Here is a 20,710-nt window from a genome sequence, read left to right as displayed (position 1 = left end):
CGCTCATCGCTCAGTGATGGGGCTTGATGCATCGGCCTGTGATGTGTACGGTGATGCACATGAAGAGGACCACGGTCACCCTCGACGGTGAGGCGGAGTGGTTGGTAGAGGCGAGCGGGGCCGAGACCGCGCTGCGGCAGGTCCTGGAGCAGTGGCTGGCCGAGCATGGCGAGTCGCCCGACGTGTTGCGCAGTGAAGGGGGCGGATCCGCGTGTTGATTCAGGTTGCCGGTGAGGTGCTGCAGGAGCGGGCGCTCGACATCGGCTATGCCCGGATGGCGGAGTGGTGGGTCGAGACCGACCACGAGCGCCGCGCGGCGCGCGACCGGTGGGCTCGCCGGGAGGCGCCACGCTGGACGGCTGAGGACACTTCCGCGGATGCCGGGGTGGGGTCGTGACGGAGACGCCGGCGCGGGGGCAGGTCTACTGGGCCGAGGTCGGCGGGATCGGGCGTAAGCCGTGGCTCGTCGTCTCCAACAACCAGCGCAATCGCCATCTGGAGAGCTTTCTGGCGGTGCGGATCACGACGACCGACCGGCATGCCGGCATGCCGACGGTGGTCCGGCTGTCCCAAGACGACCCGCTGGTGGGCTACGTCGTGTGCGACGACCTCGGCCCGGTCTATCGAGACGAGATCGTCAAATCCGCCGGCGCAGTCTCCGGCCGCACGATGCTCGCCGTCAACGACGCGCTCCGGGCGGCGCTGGCCATCTCTACTTGAGCGGGCTCTGCTACTTGAGGACCATCTGGCCGGTGCGCTCGAAGGAGGCGAGGTCGGCGAGCGTCTCAACCACGGTCCGGGAGAGCGGCGTGGGCATCTCGTCGTGGGCGAAGAAGCCCGCGTCGGTTGTCTCGTCGGTCACCCGGGCGAGCTCGCCCGCCCAACGGTCGATCCGAAACGCGACGACGAAGAGCTGGTACGTGTCGGCGTACATGTTGGTGAAGGTGTACCCCGGCCCGGTGTAGAACGCGAAGGGGGTGACCGCAGCAGCCTGCAGGCCGGTCTCCTCGTGGACCTCCCGCACGGCACAGTCGGCGATCGACTCGCCCAGTTCCATGGCGCCGGCCGGCATCGCCCACACCCCGTTGTCGGCCCGCTTGATGAGCAGCACACGACCGCTGTCATCCAGGACGAGGCCGCGGGCGCCCACAAACATCAGGGTGCGGTCGCCGGCAAGAGCGCGCAGCTGGCCAAGATACGAATCCGCCCACGAAATGCTCGCCACCCGCCGATCTTAGATCCTTCCGGAGGTGTGACCTGGGCCACTAGATTCGAGTCATGCGTAGCACGATGATGGACGCCCCGCTGTTGGTGTCGCGGATTCTCGACCATGGCAGCACGGTGCATGGCGCCGCCGACGTGGCCACCTGGACCGGTGAGGGAAGCCGCCGGACGACGTACGCCGAGGTCGGGGTGATGGCCGCGCAACTGGCGCACGCCCTGCGGGACGACCTGGGCGTCACCGGCGACCAGCGCGTGGCCACGTTCATGTGGAACAACGCGGAGCACCTTGCCGCCTACTTCGGGGTGCCGAGCATGGGCGCCGTCCTGCACACGCTGAACCTGCGGCTCTTCCCGGAGCAGCTCATCTACATCGCCAACCACGCCGAAGACAAAGTGGTGATCGTTGACAGCACGCTGATCCCGTTGCTGGCCAAGGTCCTGCCGCAGATGTCCACGGTGGAGCACGTGGTGGTGGTCGGTGGTGGGGACCCCACGCCGCTCGCGGGCGGGCGCGCCGCCGTACACGGGTGGGATGAACTTTTGCGGGACAAGCCGCAGCGCTTCGACTGGCCCGTGCTCGACGAGCGCGTCGCGGCGGCCCTCTGCTACACGTCCGGGACCACCGGCAACCCGAAGGGGTGGCCTACTCGCACCGCTCGATCTGGCTGCACTCCATGCAGGTCTGCGCGCCGGAAGGTTTCGGGCTCAGTCCGGCCGACCGCGAGCTGGCGATCGTGCCGATGTTCCACGCGATGTCGTGGGGGATCCCGTTCGCCGCCTTCATGTCCGGCGCGTCGCTGCTCATGCCGGACCGGTTCCTGCAGGGCGCCCCGATCGCTGCCATGATCGCGGCCGAACGTCCCACCAAGGCCGGCGCGGTGCCCACCATCTGGACCGACCTGCTGTCCCATCTGGACAGTCATGACGTCGATGTCTCCTCGCTCAAAGAGGTCATCGTGGGTGGCTCGGCGTGCCCGCCGGCGCTCATGCACGCCTTCGCCGACCGGTACGGCATCCAGATCATCCACGCGTGGGGCATGACCGAGATGTCGCCTCTTGGCTCTGTCTGCCGCTCGCCTGCGGGCGCGACCGGCGACGACGCCTGGGGATACCGCTACACCCAGGGCCGCGTGCCCGCCGGTGTGGCCGCGCGCATCGTCGGCCCGCTCGGCGAGGAGATGCCCGCCGACGGCAAGTCCGTCGGCGAGCTGGAGGTCCGTGGACCGTGGACCACCGCCCGATACATCGGCGAGGACGTCCCGGACCCGGACAAGTTCCGCGACGGCTGGCTGCGTACGGGCGACGTCGGCACGCTGTCGCCGGACGGCTTCATCACGCTCACCGACCGCGCCAAGGACGTGATCAAGTCGGGCGGGGAGTGGATCTCGTCGGTGGAGCTGGAGAACGCGTTGATGGCCCACCCGGCGGTGCTCGAGGCGTGCGTGGTCGGCGTGCCCGACGAGCGCTGGGACGAGCGCCCGCTGGCGACCGTGGTGCTGCGTGAGGGCGCGGAAGCTTCAGCCGACGAGCTACGCGAGTTCCTGGCCACGAAGGTCGCGAAGTGGCAGTTGCCCGAGCGGTGGGCGTTCATCGACGCGGTGCCGAAGACGAGCGTGGGCAAGTTCGACAAGAAGCGGGTGCGCTCCGAGTACGCCGAGGGCTCCCTCGACGTCACCGAGGTCGAGTAAGGGTCAGGCGGACTTGCGGGCGGTCTTCTTCGCCGGCGCCTTCTTGGCGGTGGTCTTCTTGGCTGCTGTCTTCTTCGCCGGCTCGGCCTTCTTCGCGGCTGCTGTCTTCGTGGCCGGTGCGGCCTTCTTCGCCGCCGGCGCCTTCTTCGCGGGGGCGGCCTTCTTCGCGGAGCGCGCCGACGAGATCGGGGTCGGCTCGCCGGGCTCCTCGCCGCGGGCGGCGCGGGCTCGTTCGACGGACGCCTTCAGGGCGGCCATCAGGTCGACCGCCGCGGCCGGTGCCTCCTCGGGCTCCTCGGGCTGGACGACCTCGCGGCCCTCGACCTTGGCGTCGATGACCTCCTGCAGCGCCTCGCGGTAGTTGTCGGTGTAGTCGGTCGGGTCGAACTCGCCGGCCATCGAGTCGATCAGTGAGCCGGCCATGGCCAGCTCCGGCGGGCGTACCTGGATGTCCTCGTCGAGGAAGCCGAAGTCGGGCTTACGGATCTCGTCGGGCCAGAGCATGGTGTTGAGCAGGAGCACGCCTTCGCGTACGCGCAGGGTGGCGAGCTGCTCGCGCTGGCGCAGGGCCACCTTGACGATCGCGACCCGGTCGGCGTCGGCCAGGGCGTTGCGCAGCAGCACGTACGGCTTGGTGGCCGCGCCCTCGGGCTCCATGAAGTACGCCTTGTTGTAGAGGATCGGGTCGACCTGCTCGGCGGGCACGAACTCCAGCACGTCGATCGCGTGCGAGGTGCTCAGGGGCAGGTCAGCGAAGTCTTCGTCGGTGAGGATGACCATCTCGCCGCCGCCGATGTCGTACCCCTTGGCGATGTCGTCGTAGCCCACCTCCTCGCCGCAGACCGAGCAGGTGCGCTTGTATCGGATGCGGCCGCCGTCTTCCCGGTGGACCTGGTGGAATCGGATGTCTTTCTCCTCGGTCGCCGAATAGAGTTTGACGGCGATCGACACCAGTCCGAACGAAACCGCGCCCTTCCAGATTGCCCGCATGCTCGCTCCCTACCCGTGCTGAGCTGCCCGGAACCCCCGCCGCGCGTCCTGTGCAACAGCCCGGTCACACCAGGATCGCATCGGAATGAACGGGACGCGAGGGCTTCATAGCCGATCTATCGTGGGTTTCGTGCCTGGCGCGCCGCTCAAGCCGATGCTGGCCGTCACCGGGGAGCGGCTTCCAAGCGGCCCCGGCTGGGTTTATGAGTTCAAATGGGACGGCGTACGCGCAATCACCCAAATCGCCCAGGGTAGGGCGCTCATGTGGGCCCGGTCCGGCGCCGAGATCACCGCGGCGTACCCGGAGCTGGCCGCGCTCGGCGGTGCGCTCGACGACGCGGTGCTCGACGGCGAGGTGGTCCTGCTCGACGAGGCCGGCCGGCCGAGTTTCACCGCCCTGGCCGAGCGGATGCACGTGCGCGAGCACGGCCGGGCGGCGCGGCTGGCGGCGAGCATTCCGGTGACGTACATGATCTTTGATCTGCTGCGGCTGCGTGGTGCGGATCTGACCGGTTGGTCCTATGGCGATCGGCGGGCGGCGCTGGAGGCGCTGGGCCTGGCCGGGCCGCGGTGGGCGGTGCCGCCGAGCTTCGCCGACGGGGTGGCGACGTACGCGGCCGCGCAGGAGAACCGGCTGGAGGGCGTGGTCGCGAAGCGGCTCGACTCGATCTACCGGCCCGGCCAGCGGTCGGCCGACTGGATCAAGGTGAAGGCGGACGTCACGGCCGAGTTCGTGGTGGGCGGGTGGCGGCCGGGGGTACGGAAGATCGGCGGGCTGCTGGTGGGGGTGCCGCAGCCGGGTGGGCGGCTGGCGTTTCGGGGACGGGTGGGTGGCGGGATCGGTGCGGCCGCCGAGCGGGCCCTGCTCGCCGAGTTGGAGCCGCGGCGGGACGCGCCGTCGCCGTTCGCCGACGATCTGCCGCGCGAGGATGCCCGTGGCGCGATCTGGGTAAGACCGGAGATCGTGGTGGAGGTGAAGTACGGCCAGCGCACACCGGACGGGCGGCTGCGCTTCCCGAGGTTCTTGCGGCTGCGTCCGGACCTGCGACCGGAGGATGTGACCGATGCCGCGTGAACAGCGTATCCGGGTCGATGTCGACGGCCGTTCCCTCGAACTGTCCAACCTCGACAAGGTGCTCTATCCGGCCGTGGGTTTCACCAAGGCCGAAGTGATCAACTACTACACGCGGGTCGCGCCGGTGTTGTTACCCCATCTGCGCGGCCGTGCCCTGACCCGCAAACGCTATCCCAACGGCGTCGACGGTCAGTCTTTCTTCGAGAAGAACAAACCGCAAGGCACCCCGTCTGGGTGCACGTGGAGACGCTGCCCGTCCCCGGATCCACCATGGACCGGGAGACGATCGACTTCGTCGTCGCCGACGACCTGCCCACGCTGGTGTGGCTGGCCAACCTCGCCGCGCTCGAACTGCACACACCACAGTGGAGGGTAGGTCAGGAACCGGATCTGATGGTGGTCGACCTGGATCCGGGCGCCCCCGCCGGCCTGCGCGAGTGCTGCGCGGTGGCGGTGCAGATGCGCGACCGGCTGGCGCGGGACGGGCTCGCCGCCTATCCGAAGACCTCGGGTAAGAAGGGCATGCAGCTCAGCTGCCCGATCGCGGGGACGCAGCCGGCCGATGACGTGTCGGCGTACGCCAAGCGGATCGCCGAGGAGCTGGAGCGGGCCAGTCCACGGTCGATCACGTCGAAGATGGCCAAGCGCCTGCGGCCGGGAAAAGTGTTCATCGACTGGAGTCAGAACAACGCCGCGAAGACGACGGTTTCGCCGTACTCCCTGCGCGCCCAGCCGCAGCCGACCGTGTCGACGCCGTTGACCTGGGCGGAGGTCGAAGCCGGCGGTGCGCGCGCCTTCACCTCCGACGAGGTGCTCGAACGGATCGACGAGCACGGTGACCTGCTCGAAGACCTGCTGCGGCAAGGCCCCGCGCTCCCGATGAGCACATGACGATTTCGTGGGCGCGGATGGTTGCGCCGCAACAGCATGATGATCATCACCATTGACTGTGGTCCGTTGGCGGGTTTGCCTAGTCCGGCTTGTGAGCAAGTCTCACATTGCGTGTGTGTCCACATCGAACGGATAGGTAAACAATGCGAAAAGCGCGCTCTGGTCGCGTGGGCAGATCGCCCCGCGGCCTAGCGAGGGCCGTGCGGCTGATCGCCCTCGGCACAGCGATTTCCCTGTCAGCCACCTTCCTCGAACCGTCCGCGGCCTCGGCCGCCGTACCAACGAGCCTGCAGGTGGAGCCGCCCAGCACCGAGCGGGCCCGCTTCACCTTCGGGGACGATGAAGGCACCGTCGCGAAGAACACGGCGCCGGACGGTGGTGACGGCACCCTCCAGAATGGAGCGACATTCACCACCGGCTCGCCCTGGCCGAAGCTGAACGTGACCCAGAATGCGTTGCGCCTCGACGGCGTCGACGACGTCATGACGACTCCGGTCGTACTGGCCACGAACCAGTCGTTCACGGTCGCGACGTGGGTCAAGGTGGACAATCCCAAGCGCGCGCAGAGCGTGCTTTCGCAGAGCGGGCCCGGGTCTCCGCGTACGCGTTGAAGACCAACGCCAGCGGGCAGTGGGTCTTCGCGATGCCACGGTCGGACGTGGACGCGCCGACCTGGGACACCGTCACCGGCCCGGCGGCGGTGGCCGGGCTGTGGACCCACGTGGCTGGTGTCTACGACGCGACCGCGGGGCAGATCCGCCTGTACGTCAACGGCGTGAAGGTGGCGACCGCCGCGCACACCACCACCTGGGCCGCCGCCGGTGGCCTGCAGGCCGGACGCGGCTTCGCGGCCGGCAAGGCGGCGGAGTACCTGGCCGGCAACTACGACGAGGTCCACGCCTGGTCCGCGGTGGTCTCCGACGAGGCGCTCGCCGAGTTCGTGGTGCAGCCGAGCATCGCCCGCGCCGACCGGTGCGAGATCGGGCACTGGCTGCACGCGGGCGGGCCGGAGGTGAAGGCGATCGCGAGTACCGCGCTCGCCGGCATCGACCAGGACCGCCGCGTCGCGTACCAGACCCAGGGCGTCGTCCCGCACCAGCTCGACGAGGCGGCCGATCGGGACTTCTCCGCGTACGTCACGCTGCACCAGAACCAGCAGACGCGCTACCAGTCGTGGGAGGCGGTGCTCGACCCGTACACGATCTTCGGGCCGGATCTGGCCGACTTCGATCTGGCGCCCGCATACGGCGACGAGGTCCACAAGTTCCTGATCCAGCGCGGCGACCAGACCTGGAACGACTACCTCGTGCCGCCCGCGCCGCCCAAGCCGAGCCAGGCCGCCCTGGACCGCGCGCTGGCCGTCGCCGCGCAGATGCGGGCCGACGGCGTTCCCGGCGCGCCGGCGGACTGGCAGGTCAAGACCTGGACGGCGAACCGGATCGAGCGGCTCCTGCGCTTCGGTGGTTTCCCGACGGAGACGCCGACGCCGGACTCGCTGGAGTTCCGTACCGAGGTCGAGGCGCTCAAGATCAACTGGTCCGACTGCGACCCGGCCGACCCGGACGGCGCGACCGGTGCGCTGGCCGACGTCACGCTGACCGCCAAGCGCGAGTGGAACGCCGAGCTCGCCGCGCACGCCGCCCCGCGCAACACGATCGTCGCCGCCGAGGTACAGGCGATGAAGGACGTCCGCGCGGCGTCCGAGGCCATGATCGAGGCGCAGGGCCAGGCGTGGGTGGCCGGGCAGCTGCTCAAGTGGCAGAAGTACTGGCTGGCGCAGCCCAAGACCGCCTCGGGCTACCCCACGGCGGCCCAGTTCACCAAGGCCAACACCGACCTGACCACGGCACGCAACCGGATCAACGCCCAGCTCACCATCGCCAAGAACGCGTCGACCTCGGCCGCCGCTCAGGTCACCAAGGTCAACACGGCGCTGCAGCAGGCCAGCACGATCGCGACCACGAACGGCACGCCGCTGTACCGCGGTCTGGCGTACGCGCGGCAGTCGGCGCAGGTGACCAAGGCGTCCGCGGCGGCCGCGCAGGCGGCGGCCAAGGCCATCGAGACCACCCTGAACGCGGCGAAGGCCGCAGGCGCGGACGGCAAGGCGCTCCAGGCGCTGGCCGCCACCCAGCAGGCCGCGCAGCAGGCGGAGTTCCGCCGGGCCGCGGCCGAGGAGGCCGCCGCGCAGGCGAAGGCCGCCGCGCAGGCCGCCGCCGCCCGTGCCGCGCACGCAGCGGAGATGGCCACCAAGGCCAAGAACGACCGGATCAAGGCCGAGCAGGCCGAGGCGGCCGCCAAGGTGGCCGCCGACGGGGCCGCGCAGAAGCGGACCGTCGCCGAGAACGAACGCGACGTCGCCTCGGCCGCCCGGGACCGCGCGGATGCCGAGCGGGCCAAGGCGAACGCGGCCGAGACGCGTGCCCAGCAGGACCAGTCCCGGGCGTCGACAGCCCTGTCCGGGGCCCGGCAGAACGAGGAGACCGCCGCCGACCGGGCGGACGACGCCGAGCAGGCCGAGGAGCGGGCCCGCCAGGCGCGGGACGCAGCGGTGAAGGCGGAGGAGCGCCGGGACGCGTTGACGTCGCGGGCGCGGGCCATGGAGGCGGCTGCGGCTGCCGCCGAGGGCACCGCGGACGCGGGCGAGGCGCGGGCGGCCGCCAACGCCGCCCGGGCCGACGCGAACGCGGCCACCAGCGCGGCGACGTCCGCGCGGAACAACGCCAACCAGGCCACCTCAGCGGCTGTCGCGGCGCGTACCGCCGCCATCGAGGCGGACGGCGCGGCCACCCGGTCGCGGTCCGCGGCGAACGGCGCCCAGTCGGACGCGAACACCGCGCGATCGCAGGCCGCGACCGCACGCTATGCCGCGGCCGACGCCATCGACGCGGCGCTGGCCGCGGCCGAGGACGTGAAGGCCGCCGAGGTGGAGGCCAAGAACGCCCAGGCCGCGGCGCTCACGGCGGCGGTCAACGCGGTCGAGGCCCGCAAGCAGGCCGACATCGCCCAGGCGAGCAGCGCGCGCACCGCCGCCGAGGCGTGGGCGGCTGCGCAGGCGGCCACCGCGGCGACCGCCGCTGCTGTGGAGGCGGTCAAGGCGGGCAAGGAGGCGATCTCCCTCGGTACGCCGTACCGCGACACCGACGCGTCGGCCGGCATGGCCGTACTCGTGGGCAGAACGCCATGACGCTGGCGCAGCAGCAGGCGGAGGCCGCGAAGGTCCGGGCGGCGGAGGCGGCGAAGGCCGCGGCCGCGGCCAAGGAACTGGCCGCCAAGGCCAACGCGGACGCCAAGGCCGCGGCCACGGCTGCCGCCGCGGCGGCGGAAGACGCCGCGAAGGCGATGGAGTCGGTCAAGCAGGCCCGCGCGTCCGCGGCGGCTGCGGCGACCGACGCGGCTGCGGCACAACGGGCCTCAGCCAGTGCCGACGGGTACGCCCAGCGGGCCGTATCCGACGCGTCACGGGCCAACGTGGCGGCGAACACGGCGGCTAGCGAGGCGGCTGCTGCCGACGCGGCGGCCACCGAGGCCGAGAAGGACGCCGCGGCGGCTCGCGCGGCTGCCGACGCGGCGGAGAAGGACGCGTCCACCGCACGTGGCCTCGCGGACCGTGCGGACCAGGAGGCCACCGCGGCCGAGAAGGACGCCGCCAGCGCCCGCGGGCATGCGGACCAGGCGGACCAGGCGGCCACCCGTGCCGAGGAGGAGGCCCGCCGGCTGGAGCAACAGCGGCGTGCCAACGCCCTGCAGGCCGGCTCCGACGCGCCGGGCGGTGGCGGCACCGCCCTGACGGCCGAGGAGGAGGAACTGCTCCGGAAGCACTGTGGGCAGTCCTGTGTGGACGAGTACCGCAAGGCACTCGCCGACGCCAGCAAGACGATCATGCAGTGGATCCAGGAGAACGGCGTCGAGGTCCTGCTCGAGGTCGCCGGGTACACCGACCTGAAGAACTGCTTCACCAAGGGCGACATCGAGGCATGCCTGTGGACCCTGGTGAACGTCGCGTCGCTGCTCGTGGTGATCGGCAAGCTGCCGGCCGTCAGCAAGGCCATCGTCCGGGTCGGCAACGGCATCACCAACTTCCTGGAGGCGTCGGCCGCCGGCAAGAAGACCCTGGACCGGCTCCGCAAGGTCATCGACAAGCTCAAGAAGAACCCGGCCTGCAAGGTCGGCGTCGCGCGGACACTGGCCGCCAGCGCCGAGAACCCCTGCGGCTCGGTCAACCGGAACGCGCTGGCCGACCACGAGTTCGACCAGGCCAACGAGATCGTCGACGAACTCGGCGGGCACTTCGAGGGCCAGACGGTCGGCAACTCGCCGGGCATCGACGGGCACTGGAACGGAAAGCCGACCAGCCTGAAGACCGTCCAGCCCGGCTCGGTGAACAACATCCGGGCGCTCGCGAACGCGATGACCAACGCCAACAAGTCCGCCAGGAAGGCGGAGATCACCGGCGTTATCCTCTTCATCAAGGCGCCCGGGATGGGCAAGGCCGAGGTGGAGACGTGCCTGCGGGCCGCGCAGATCCTGGAGGAGGGCATCATCGCGAAGATCTCGGTGCGTGCCGCCGACGGCTGGGTGCACTTCTAGCGCATGGCCATTGAATGGACGATCGAGTCTGGCTCGGCGGTCTCGCCGGGCCAGCTCGTTCACGCGACGACAAAGCTGCTCGGCGCGGTGCTCGGCACCGCGCCGGACGGCGTACGGGTCGAGGGTGACGCCGACGACCTCACCCTGAGGGCGGCCTTCGGCGAGGCGGAAGGCGTCGCCGAGATCTCCTCGGACTACGAGGTGGACGACCTCTACGTGACCGTGACGGCGTACCGAACCCAACTCTCGGCCGCCGTGGCGCTGGTGACGGCGGTGGCCGTGGCCGAGCTGTCCGGTGGCGAGCTCAGCGGCCCCGGCTTGGCCCGCCGCTACCCCGCGGCCGACCTCAGCCCTTTCATCGAGGACCTACCCGGCGGCCTGGCCGCCCTGGCGACCCGCTTCGGCTGGACCCTTCTCCCGTCGTCGTAGTCCCTCCCTTCCCCCTTCCATTTGCGTCGATCAAGGGCAAACGGTCGTGCTTTGATCTCCAATCCACGGCCGTTTGCCCTTGATCGACGTAGAAGTCCTTGATCGGCGAACGGAATGGTCATCCCCAGTACGAGGGGCGGGTCAGCTTGATGCCGGATGGCGTTATGACCTCGGGCGGGAGTTGGGATTGTCGCAATTTGTCGCGGCCCAGCCAATAGACGGCATCGGCGGTGCGTTTGAGCTCGTCCGAATGGCGCTTCGGTGGGAATATCGCAATTATCTTGCTGCCAGGGCGAATGCGGCGTACCGCGCGGATTGCCGGGCAGAGGTCGCTGTCCGCGGAGACGATCAGCGCGATGTCGAAGCGGTCGAGGGCGGCGTCCTCGACGAGCGCGACGGCGAGGTTGACGTCGGTCTCCTTCTCCTCGTACGTCGTCCAGGTCGCCTGGCACGCGAAGCACCTGCAGGTCTTCTGCTGGAACCGCCCCTCCTGCGTCTCTACCAGAGCGCAGAAGGCGTGGAGCGCCTCGAGGTAGGTGACCTGCCTGCGTCGACCGGCGTCGTGCTCGCGTACCCGCGCCGTGAAGTAGCGCACGAGGTCCAAGCGCTGGCCCGGGCGCAATAGCGTCCTGCCGAGCGCTTCAAGATCGAGCCAGTGAAAGGCGCGACCGAATTGCGCCTTCATGCCGTGGTACAGGTTGAAGCCGTCTACGTACACGCGGACCCGCCGCACCGGTTCTCCTTGCCCCCTGCAGCCGAGCGCTGTAGAGTTACTAGGAACCCCGCCGGAGATAGCATCTCCGGCCCGACGGCCCCCGTATTTGGGGGCCGTCTCTTTATGCACAGAAAATCGTCGGCGCACAACCAGATGCGGCGCTATTGCCCTATTGGGATAACGTGTTGGACAAGTTTGGTTAGTGAGTGATAACTTACTTACGTGCGGATGAGTGCGGACGAGCGGCGCGTTGCGGTGCTCCGGGCGGCCCGGGTGGAGTTCGGCCTGGGCGGCTTCAGCGGCACGTCGACGGATGCGATCGCGCGCCGCGTCGGCGTCTCCCAGCCGTACCTCTTCCGGCTCTTCCCCACCAAGAAGGCGATCTTCCTGGCGACCATCAACGACTGCTTCGACCGGGTCGAGCTGCTCTTCGATGAGGCCGCCGAGGGCCTGACCGGTGAGGAGGCGCTCAAGGCGATGGGTCGCGCGTACAAGTCGCTGCTGGACGACAAGGCCACCCTCCAGGTGCAGCTGCACATGTGGGCGACGGCGTGCCACGACGACGAGGTGCGCGAGCTGGCTCGGCGCCGGGTGGCCGCGCTGTGGGCCCAGGCCACCCGGCTGTCCGGCGAGGATGACCAGCGGATCATGCAGTTTCTGGCGGCCGGCATGCTGCTCAACGTCATGGCGGCGATGGACCTGCCGCGCGTGCGGGAGCAGCTCGGCGAGGCGCTCACGGGGCTCTTCGAGAGGCAGCCATAGGGTGCCTTCTTCGTGCGTGCGGAAGTTAGTGACTGATCACTAAGAGGGGAGAGCCAATGCGGCGGAGTGTATGGACGTTTCTGGTCACGGGTGTAGCCGTGTTCATGGTCGCGATGGACAACCTGATCGTCACCAACGCCCTGCCGGTGATCCGGGTCGACCTCGGCACCGGGCTGGAGGGGCTGGAGTGGACGGTCAACGGCTACACCCTCACGTACGCCGTACTCCTGCTCACGGGTGCGGCGCTCGGAGACCGCTTCGGTCGGCGCAAGGTCTTCGCGATCGGCATCGTGATCTTCACGGTGGCCTCGGCGGCGGCGGCGCTCGCGCCGCACGTCGGCGCCCTGATCGCGGCGCGGGCGGTGCAGGGCGTCGGCGGTGCCATCGTCACGCCGCTGAGCCTGACCCTGCTCGCCGAGGCGGTGCCGGCGGACCGGCGTGGTACGGCGTTCGGCATCTGGGGCGCGATGAGCGGGCTCGGCATCGCTCTCGGGCCGGTGATCGGCGGCGCGGTCGTCGAGCACGCGTCCTGGCAGTGGATCTTCTGGATCAACGTGCCGATCGGGGTGGTGCTGTTGCCGCTCATCCTCGTGCTGCGGGAGAGCCGGGGCGGGGCCGGACGGCTCGATCCGCTCGGTGTCCTGCTGGCCACGGTGGGGCTCTTCGGCATCGTCTTCGGGCTCATCCGCGGCGGCAGTCACGGCTGGACCAGCGCCCCGGTGCTCGCCGGGCTGGTCGGTGGCGGGCTGCTGCTGGTCGCGTTCGTGCGCTGGCAGGCCCGCGCCACCCATCCGATGCTGCCGCTGTCGCTCTTCCGCGGCCGGGGCTTCTCGGTGGCGAACGCGGTCGGCTTCGTCATGGCGTTCGGGATGTTTGGCGCGGTCTTCCTGGGCGCCCAGTTCCTGCAGACCGTGCAGGGCTACTCGCCGCTCGAATCCGGCCTGCGCACCCTGCCGTGGACGGCGGCACCCGCGCTCGTCGCCCCGTTCTCCGGCCTGATCGCGGACCGCATCGGCGCCCGCCGGGTGCTGGCCCTGGCGCTCGCGCTCCAGGGCGTGGGCGTCGGGTGGCTCGCGCTCGTCAGCCGGCCCGACGTGCCGTACCCGGATCTGGTGCCGTCCTTCGTCGTGGCCGGCCTGGGGATGGGGTTGTTCTTCGCGCCGATCGCGCGGACGACGCTGGGCTTCGCCCCGCGCCACCTGGAGGGCGTCGCGTCGGGCACGGCCAACGCCCTGCGCCAGCTCGGGACGGTGCTGGGCATCGCGGTGCTGGGCGCGGTCTTCTCGGCCTTCGGCGGGTACGACAGCCCGCAGCACTTCGTCGACGGCATGCGCGCCGGCCAGGCGGTCGGCGCGGTGGTCCTGCTGGGCGCGGCCGTGCTGGCGATGGCGATCCCGGACGGCGGCGACCAGGAGTCAGGCCAGGACGTCGTCGGCGTCGACGATGGTGTAGGCGTACCCCTGCTCGGCTAGGAAGCGCTGGCGGTGGGCGGCGTACTCGGTGTCGATCGTGTCCCGGGACACCACCGTGTAGAAGTGCGCCTGCCGGCCGTCCGCCTTGGGGCGCAGCACCCGGCCCAGCCGCTGCGCCTCCTCCTGGCGGGAGCCGAACGTGCCGGACACCTGGATCGCCACCGCCGCCTCCGGCAGGTCGATGGAGAAGTTGCCGACCCGCGAGATCACCAGGGTCTTGAGCGCCCCGGACCGGAACTCGTCGAAGAGCCGCTCCCGCTCCTTGTTCGTGGTGGCGCCCTGCACGATGGGCGCGTTCAGCGCCTCGCCGAGCTGGTGCAGCTGGTCGATGTACGCGCCGATCACCAGCACCTGGTCACCCCGGTGCCGCTCGACGAGGGCCTGGACCACCGGCATCTTCGAGCGGGCGGTCGCGGCGAACCGGTAGCGCTCCTCGGACTCGGCCGTGGCGTACGCCATCCGCTCGTCGTCGGTGAGCGTCACCCGGACCTCGGTGCAGTCGGCGGGCGCGATCCAGCCCTGGGACTCGATGTCCTTCCACGGCGCGTCGTACCGCTTCGGGCCGATCAGGGAGAAGACGTCGCCTTCGCGGCCGTCCTCGCGTACCAGGGTCGCGGTCAGGCCGAGCCGGCGGCGGGCCTGCAGGTCGGCCGTGAAGCGGAAGATCGGCGCCGGCAGCAGGTGCACCTCGTCGTAGATGACCAGGCCCCAGTCGCGGGCGTTGAAGAGGTCGAGGTGGGTGAAGACGCCGCCGCGCCGCGTCGTCAGCACCTGGTACGTCGCGATGGTGACCGGGCGGATCTCCTTGCGCTCGCCGGAGTACTCGCCGATCTCCTCCTCGGTCAGCGACGTGCGCGCCATCAGCTCGCGCTTCCACTGCCGGCCGGCGACCGTATTGGTGACCAGGATCAGCGTGGTGGCCGACGCCTGGGCCATCGCCGCCGCGCCGACCAGGGTCTTGCCCGCACCGCAGGGGAGCACGACCACGCCGGAGCCGCCGGCCCAGAAGTGGTCGACCGCCTCCTGCTGGTACGACCGGAGCTGCCAGCCATCCTCGGCCAGCGCGATCTCGTGCGCCTCGCCGTCGACGTACCCGGCGAGGTCTTCGGCGGGCCAGCCGAGCTTGAGGAGGGCCTGCTTGAGCCGCCCGCGCTCGGACGCGTGTACCACGATCGTGTCGTCGTCGAGCTTGGCGCCCAGCATGCCGACGAGCTTCTTGGACTTGGCGACCTCGACCAGCACGGCCCGGTCCAGCCCGCGCAGGAGCAGCCCGTGGGTCGGATGGTTGACGAGCTGCAGCCGGCCGTACCGGTCCATCGTGTCGGCGACGTCGACCAGCAGCGCGTGCGGCACCGGATAGCGGGAGAAGCGCAGCAGCGCGTCGACCACGCCCTCGGCGTCGTGGCCGGCGGCTCGCGCGTTCCACAGCCCGAGCGGGGTCAGCCGGTACGTGTGCACATGCTCCGGCGAGCGCTCCAGCTCGGCGAACGGCGCGATCGCCATCCGGCAGGCCAGCGCGTCGGGATGGTCGACTTCGAGCAGCAGGGTCTTGTCCGACTGCACGATCAGAGGTCCACTACTCAAGGTCACCCTCCCTATGGCCGACCCTCCAGTCTTGCATGCCTCTGGCAGACTGCCGCGAAGAAAGTCTTCAGTTGACGCAACCAGAGTGGTACCTCCGTGCGTCTAGGAGACGACAGCTGCTCTGGGGAGGGCGCCTTGGTTCACAGAGGTCTGCGCTTGGTCGCCGTTGCAGTAGTCGCGCTGATCGGCGTCGGTGCGTGCGCGCTCGAGTCGCAATCTGGCCAGGCCGGAGACGAAATCCGGCCGGTGAGTGCGGCGCAGGGCGCTACGGGGGCGAGCGCGTCGCCCGACCCGGTCGAGGCGTCTCCGACGCCGCCCACCGCGTCCCCGACCCCGTCGGCGACGCCGAAGACCACACCCACCACCAAGACCACGACCACCAAGGCCGACCCCGGCTGCCCGCAGGGCGAAAAGCAGCGCGAGGTCGAGGCCGCGCTCGCCAAGCTGGGCGGCTTCGGCCCGGTCACCGTCGACGGCAAGCAGTCCCCGGCGGACTGCAAGGCCATCAAGAAGTTCCAGGTGCGCTACGGCATCCGGCCCGCCGCCGGCCGCGCCGGTCCGACCACGGCCGACGTCGCGAAGCGGCTCGCCGCCACCAACACGAGCAAGTGCAAGACCGGATCGGGTACGACGTTCTGCGTGGACCTGACGCACCAGACGGTCTGGGCGATGCGGGGCGGCAAGGTGGTCCTGAAGCCGACCGTCACCCGCACCGGGATGCCCGGCTACGCCACCCCGACCGGCGCCTACAAGGTGCAGAACAGGGCGCTCAAGGAGTGGTCGAACCCGTACGAGGTGTGGTTGCCGTACTGGCAGCGCTTCAACGGCGGCATCGGCTTCCACGAGACCACCACGTACATCCACACGAAGTCGATCGGCTCGCACGGCTGCGTCAACCTGCTGACGGTCGACGCCAAGGCGTTCTGGAAGCTAGGCAAGATCGGCACCCGCGTGTACGTCTTCGGCCACCGGCCGGGCACCTAGGCGGCACCCGGCCGGCGAATCCGGATCAGGCCAGGCTCAGGTTGGTGTAGGTGGAGAACACCTCGTTGAGGGGCTGGAAGAACGTCGTACCGCCGACGGTGCAGTTGCCGCTGCCGCCGGACGTCATGCCGAGCGCTGACGAGCCGGCGAAGAGCGAGCCGCCGCTGTCACCGGGCTGCGCGCACACGTTCGTGCGGATCAGGCCGCTGACGGTGCCCTGCGCGTAGGTCACCGACGCGTTGGTCGCGGTCACCGATCCGCTGCGTACGCCGGTGGTGCTGCCGCTGCGGCGGACGGCCTGGCCGACGACCGCGTTGCCGACCGAGGTGATCGACTGGGTGCTGCTGCCGGAGTACAGCCACACCGCGCTCGGGTGCGCGATGCTGGTGTTGGTGTAGCGCACGATGCCGTAGTCGTTGCCGGGGAAGCTGGACACCGCGCGGGTGCCGATCGTCGTCGACCCGTTGCTCCAGGTCGCGCCGATGTTGGTGCAGTGCCCGGCGGTGACGAAGTAGAAGGCCGTCGGCGTACGCACGTTGAAGCCGAGTGAGCAGCGCGAGCCGCCGGTGTAGATGGCCTGGCCACCGGCGATCATCAGGCTGAACGTGCCGGCGGTCTGCTCCAGTCGGGCCGCGTCGCCCGCGGCGGCCACCGCGGCCTTGACCGCGGCGAGACTTGCCCCGGTCACCGTGCTGTCGACGGTGACGACGACCTGGTTGGTGGTCGGGTCGGTGGCACGGGAACTGCCGACGACCGCGGCTGACTTCTCGATCCGTGCGAAGACCGCGTCCAGTTCGGTCGCGCTGTACTTGACCGTCTTGGCCACGGCACCCGCGGCGCGGACCCGCTGGGCGGCGGTGGCGTCGGTGACCGTGACGACCATGCGACCGGTCGCCGCGTCGAGGTACGCGCCGCCGGAGCGGGCGCCGAGCGAGGTGCTGAGCGCGGTGGCGTCGGACGCGTCCGCGGCGAGGAGGGGGCGGGCGCGGCTTGGGCGGCCGACGGCCACAGCACCGCTCCGAGGAGCAGGACCGGAGTCGCGAGGGTGACCGCGGCGGCCCGGATCGAGGATCTTGTGGGTCTCACGTGAGCCTCCTGGGGATTGGCGGACATCACACCCTAGATCGACAAGGCTAGATGTCCAGTTTGGGAGAAGGCTCTCACTGCGCCCCAAGATTCACAAGTACTAATACTTGCGTTAGGTACAGAGGGTTATGACCCATCCACGACGGCCGCGGTGATGCGGTGCAGGGCGAACGTGTGCAGCATCTCGGTGCGCTCGTCCTCCGCCCGCAGGTAGCCACCGCCGATCGACACCGGCCGGACCAGCCGGGACGCGGTGGCGCCGTGCGCGTCGACGTACCCGACCCAGACCAGCGCCTTGTCGCGTACCGCCTGCTGGAGCACCGCCAGCGCCTGGCTGTGGGCCTGGACGGCGGTGAGGCCCTCCATGCTGTGCCCGTTGGCGGCGCGGACCGTGACCGGCGCGCGGCGGGCGGCCCGGGCGGCGGCGTCGCCCCGCCGGATCTGCTCCACGATGCCGGCGAGCCGGGGCGCGGTGAGCGGCGGCGGGCCGACCGGCTCGGTGCGCTGCGCCACCGACGTACGCAGCGGCGCCCGCCGGCTCTTCGACCGGGCCAGTACGGCGGCGCCGGTCGCGTCCTCGTGCACCGGCGGGTAGCCGGCCTCGCGCAGGGCCGTCAGCAACCGGCCCACCTGGTACGGCGTGACCAGCACCGTCGGCGCCAGCCGGCGCAGCGCCAACGTGGACAGTCGCCGGTCGGAAAGCAGCTGCACCAGGAGCGTCTCGTCGTCGCTGCGTACGTACGCGCCCGCGCCGCCGATGCGCAGCCCGCCGTGCTTGCGGGCCACGTCGTCGATCATGTACCGCAGCCCCTGCGGCACCGGCGTGCGGGACCGCCGCCGGAAGAGCCCCTGCAGCTCCTCGGCCGTGTAGCCGGCGTCCAGGGCCCGCCGTACGCTCGCCTCGGTCACCCGGTGCACGCTCGCCCCGCCGGCCGACTCGTGCTCGGCCACCAGCTCCAGCTCGGCGGCGAGCGCCGGCTCGGGCGGGCCGGGCACGACCACGGTCAGGTCGGCCTGCACCAGCACGTGGTCGACCGGCGCGGGCAGCAGCGCGTCCAGGGCCAGGGCGGCGGCGGACGACTCCGGGTCGGTGGTGACGCGTACGCCCAGCGGATCGTCGTCGGCGCCCTCGTCACGGTCCTGCGCGACGAGCACCCGGCCGTACGAGGTGAGCGCGCCGAGCCCGGTCACGCCGAGCACCGACGCGTCGGCGAGCACCTCCCGGTGCGCCGCCTCGCGCCCCGGGCCCGCCGCGGGGCCCGCCACGTGAGCAGCGCGAGCACCTCGTCGGCGGTCGGAGCCGAGCCCGGCTCCAGCTCGGCGAGGATCCCCAGCACGGCGCGCCGGCCAGCCGGGGCACCGGCCCGCTCGGCCTCGCCGGCGAGCACGTTGATCGGCCTGTCCCGCTCGTCGCGCTGCCCCACCAGGCCGACCTGGCGCGTCATCGCCAGCCACGCCGAGGCCAGCCGCTCCCAGCGCTGGGCCAGGGGCTGGCCGCGCCACGTCTCGTATCCGACGGTCGGCAGGAACACCAGCTCCGCGCCCATCCGCGCGGCCGGCGCCTCGGCCTCGCCGGCCAGCCCGGCCGCGTACGCCACCTCCAGCAGCAGCGCGGTCGCGGGCTCCGCCACGCCGGTCACCTTGGCCAGCCGGCGTACGTCGCGCACGCCCAGCCCGCCCGAGCGCAGCAGCGTGACCGGCTCCGCGTCCAGGGCCGTGAGCAGGGACTCGGTGTGCCGTACCGCCTCCATCGCCTGCCCGGCGCCGGCCGAGTCGACCGACTTGGCGTCCCGCCCCGCGCCGCCCACCGCCGGCGGCCGGGCCTGCAGCGGTCCGAGCGGGCCGGTGTCGCGGCGCAGCACCAGCCCCACCTCGCGGGGCATCTCCACGGCCTCGTCGGAGATCCGTACCAGCAGCGCGTTGTCGACGAGCCATTGGACCGGCGAGTCGGCCGCTGCCGCCGTACCGTTGCTCAGGGTGCCCACGGGCGGCCCGGCCGCCAGGCGGTCGAGCACCGCGCGCGCCGCCGGCGGCGCGGACAGCAGCGTCCGGCGCAGCCGCGCCGGATCCGCGCACAGGGCCGCCGCGCTCGCGTCCAGCTCCGCGGCCGGCCGGCCCAATCCAGCCGGGTACGGCGAGGACACCTCGTCGACCCCGCCCACCACGTGCAGGGACTCCTCCGGACCGGGTACGAGCAGCAGCGCGCGCAGCCGGTCCAACGCCTCGCGGGCGGCGGGCGCGTCGCCCCTGGCCATCGCGAGCACAGCGTCGACCGAGGTGGTGCCGTCGTCCGGGTCCCGGGTCAGCCGGGCCGCGTCGAGCACCTGGAGCGTGAACTGGTCCAGCCCGTCGAGCGCCCGAGCCACCGACACCCGCGACTGGGCGCGGACCGCCAGCGCGGACAGGTCGGCGGGCACGGGCATGACGAGATCCGGGCGGAGCCGGAGCAGCGTCCCCAGCGCCCGGTCGGGCAGCGCCCTCAGGTAGTCGGCGAGTGTGGTGGCCATCGTCGTTCAACGCTAACCGTGCGACGATGATCGAGGAAACGGTCTTGGGGAGGAGCGTCTGCGTGGCTGACCGGCTGGTCGTCGGATTCGACCTGGACATGACCCTCGTCGACTCGCGGCCGGGGATCGCCGCCGCGTTTCGGGCGCTGTCCGCGCAGACCGGCGTGTACGTGGACGCCGACGCCGCGGTGACCCGGCTCGGCCCGCCGCTGCGCCACGAGCTGCGCATCTGGTTCCCACCCGAACGTGTCGAGGAAGCCGTCGACGCGTACCGGGCGCTCTACCCGGCGTACGCGATCACGCCCTCGGTCCTGCTGCCCGGCGCGGCCGAAGCGGTCGGCGCGGTGCGCGACCTCGGCGGCGAAGTGGTGGTTGTCACCTCGAAGCTGGGCCGGCTCGCCCGGCTGCACCTGGACCACCTGGGCCTCCCATCGAGGCGGTCGCCGGCGACCTCTTCGCGGAGGGCAAGGCCACGGCCCTTGCCGAGTACGGCGTGCGCCTCTACGTCGGCGACCACGTCGCGGACATGGTAGCGGCGCGCACGGCCGGCGTACCCGGGATTGGCGTGGCCACCGGTCCGTGCTCGCCGGAAGAATTGCGCGCCGCGGGCGCGGACCTCGTGCTGGATGACCTGAATGGATTCCGAGCGGCGCTGCCGGGGTCACTCAAGTTAGCCTTGTGACAAATCAGCAGTCTCTACGGAGCCTCTACGG

The 20,710-nt window shown here is 71.1% G+C and carries 16 protein-coding genes and 4 pseudogenes; 14 read left to right on the top strand and 6 right to left on the bottom strand.

The window, feature by feature from the left end; all coding sequences use genetic code 11:
• The first annotated feature begins 59 nt into the window (after positions 1 to 59).
• Genes Prum_RS49590 through Prum_RS17365 form a run of 3 tightly spaced genes read left to right on the top strand, consistent with a single transcriptional unit; the run spans position 60 to position 720 of the window.
• Positions 60 to 218 carry a hypothetical protein gene (locus tag Prum_RS49590; protein ID WP_218577271.1) on the top strand — a complete coding sequence of 53 codons (159 nt, stop codon included), beginning with the start codon at positions 60 to 62 and terminating at the stop codon, positions 216 to 218.
• Positions 212 to 397 (top strand): hypothetical protein, encoded by a 186-nt coding sequence (locus Prum_RS49585; RefSeq protein WP_218577270.1) that lies wholly within the window; start codon positions 212 to 214, stop codon positions 395 to 397. Before Prum_RS49590 ends, Prum_RS49585 begins: the two co-directional genes overlap by 7 nt.
• On the top strand, positions 394 to 720 hold the full coding sequence (locus Prum_RS17365; RefSeq protein WP_173077495.1) for a type II toxin-antitoxin system PemK/MazF family toxin: 327 nt from the start codon (positions 394 to 396) through the stop codon (positions 718 to 720). The genes Prum_RS49585 and Prum_RS17365 overlap by 4 nt, the downstream gene beginning before the upstream one ends.
• A gap of 10 nt (positions 721 to 730) precedes the next feature.
• On the opposite strand, the gene Prum_RS17360 is transcribed toward Prum_RS17365, so the two are convergent.
• A complete protein-coding gene (locus Prum_RS17360) occupies positions 731 to 1,156 on the bottom strand; it encodes an NUDIX domain-containing protein (protein WP_173083829.1) in 426 nt (141 codons plus the stop codon).
• 122 nt (positions 1,157 to 1,278) lie between these two features.
• On the opposite strand from Prum_RS17360, the pseudogene Prum_RS17355 reads away from it, so the two are divergent.
• Positions 1,279 to 2,912 (top strand): annotated as a pseudogene (locus tag Prum_RS17355) (long-chain fatty acid--CoA ligase).
• A 3-nt stretch (positions 2,913 to 2,915) separates the two neighbouring features.
• Here Prum_RS17355 and ku read toward each other — a convergent pair.
• The gene (gene ku / locus Prum_RS17350) at positions 2,916 to 3,902 is read right to left on the bottom strand and encodes a non-homologous end joining protein Ku (RefSeq protein ID WP_173077494.1); all 987 of its coding nucleotides are present in this window, start codon (positions 3,900 to 3,902) and stop codon (positions 2,916 to 2,918) included.
• A gap of 130 nt (positions 3,903 to 4,032) precedes the next feature.
• Here ku and ligD (Prum_RS17345) point away from each other — a divergent pair, with 130 nt between their 5' ends.
• From ligD (Prum_RS17345) to Prum_RS17320, 6 genes and pseudogenes are all read left to right on the top strand, one after another.
• The gene (gene ligD, locus Prum_RS17345; RefSeq protein ID WP_173077493.1) at positions 4,033 to 4,977 is read left to right on the top strand and encodes a non-homologous end-joining DNA ligase; all 945 of its coding nucleotides are present in this window, start codon (positions 4,033 to 4,035) and stop codon (positions 4,975 to 4,977) included.
• Positions 4,967 to 5,868 (top strand): annotated as a pseudogene (gene ligD / locus Prum_RS17340) (non-homologous end-joining DNA ligase). The gene ligD (Prum_RS17345) and the pseudogene ligD (Prum_RS17340) overlap by 11 nt, the downstream one beginning before the upstream one ends.
• 200 nt (positions 5,869 to 6,068) lie before the next feature.
• A complete protein-coding gene (locus Prum_RS17335; protein ID WP_173077492.1) occupies positions 6,069 to 6,479 on the top strand; it encodes a LamG-like jellyroll fold domain-containing protein in 411 nt (136 codons plus the stop codon).
• Complete coding sequence (locus Prum_RS17330; protein WP_246277950.1) at positions 6,401 to 9,055, top strand: LamG-like jellyroll fold domain-containing protein; 2,655 nt, start codon at positions 6,401 to 6,403, stop codon at positions 9,053 to 9,055. The genes Prum_RS17335 and Prum_RS17330 overlap by 79 nt, the downstream gene beginning before the upstream one ends.
• A complete protein-coding gene (locus Prum_RS17325) occupies positions 9,052 to 10,458 on the top strand; it encodes a hypothetical protein (protein ID WP_173077490.1) in 1,407 nt (468 codons plus the stop codon). The genes Prum_RS17330 and Prum_RS17325 overlap by 4 nt, the downstream gene beginning before the upstream one ends.
• A 3-nt stretch (positions 10,459 to 10,461) precedes the next feature.
• A complete protein-coding gene (locus tag Prum_RS17320; RefSeq protein ID WP_173077489.1) occupies positions 10,462 to 10,887 on the top strand; it encodes a hypothetical protein in 426 nt (141 codons plus the stop codon).
• 118 nt (positions 10,888 to 11,005) lie between these two features.
• Here Prum_RS17320 and Prum_RS17315 read toward each other — a convergent pair whose 3' ends face one another.
• A complete protein-coding gene (locus Prum_RS17315; protein ID WP_173077488.1) occupies positions 11,006 to 11,620 on the bottom strand; it encodes an NYN domain-containing protein in 615 nt (204 codons plus the stop codon).
• Between the two features lie 210 nt (positions 11,621 to 11,830).
• Between Prum_RS17315 and Prum_RS17310 the strand changes: the two genes are divergently transcribed.
• Both Prum_RS17310 and Prum_RS17305 read left to right on the top strand, forming a co-directional pair.
• Positions 11,831 to 12,364, top strand: a complete 534-nt coding sequence (locus Prum_RS17310) for a TetR/AcrR family transcriptional regulator (protein WP_173083827.1) — start codon at positions 11,831 to 11,833, stop codon at positions 12,362 to 12,364.
• Between the two features lie 56 nt (positions 12,365 to 12,420).
• Entirely contained in the window at positions 12,421 to 13,836 is a 1,416-nt protein-coding gene (locus tag Prum_RS17305) for an MFS transporter (RefSeq protein ID WP_173077487.1), read from the top strand.
• Here Prum_RS17305 and Prum_RS17300 read toward each other — a convergent pair.
• Positions 13,780 to 15,420 (bottom strand): DNA repair helicase XPB, encoded by a 1,641-nt coding sequence (locus tag Prum_RS17300; RefSeq protein ID WP_173077486.1) that lies wholly within the window; start codon positions 15,418 to 15,420, stop codon positions 13,780 to 13,782. The two genes, Prum_RS17305 and Prum_RS17300, sit on opposite strands and share 57 nt — an antisense overlap.
• 135 nt (positions 15,421 to 15,555) lie before the next feature.
• Here Prum_RS17300 and Prum_RS17295 point away from each other — a divergent pair, with 135 nt between their 5' ends.
• The gene (locus Prum_RS17295) at positions 15,556 to 16,404 is read left to right on the top strand and encodes a L,D-transpeptidase family protein (RefSeq protein WP_173077485.1); all 849 of its coding nucleotides are present in this window, start codon (positions 15,556 to 15,558) and stop codon (positions 16,402 to 16,404) included.
• 25 nt (positions 16,405 to 16,429) lie between these two features.
• Here Prum_RS17295 and Prum_RS17290 read toward each other — a convergent pair whose 3' ends face one another.
• Positions 16,430 to 17,413: a S1 family peptidase gene (locus tag Prum_RS17290; protein WP_371871238.1), complete on the bottom strand. Its 984-nt coding sequence runs from the start codon at positions 17,411 to 17,413 to the stop codon at positions 16,430 to 16,432.
• A 203-nt stretch (positions 17,414 to 17,616) separates the two neighbouring features.
• A pseudogene (locus Prum_RS17285) lies at positions 17,617 to 19,997 on the bottom strand (helicase-associated domain-containing protein).
• A gap of 26 nt (positions 19,998 to 20,023) precedes the next feature.
• Here Prum_RS17285 and Prum_RS17280 point away from each other — a divergent pair.
• Positions 20,024 to 20,679 (top strand): annotated as a pseudogene (locus Prum_RS17280) (HAD family hydrolase).
• Positions 20,680 to 20,710 lie beyond the last annotated feature (31 nt).

Origin of the sequence: Phytohabitans rumicis (genome assembly GCF_011764445.1) — a bacterium.
GTDB lineage: Bacteria > Actinomycetota > Actinomycetes > Mycobacteriales > Micromonosporaceae > Phytohabitans > Phytohabitans rumicis.
Note: the sequence above shows the minus strand (reverse complement) of the source record. Positions and strands in the feature narration are given on the sequence as shown.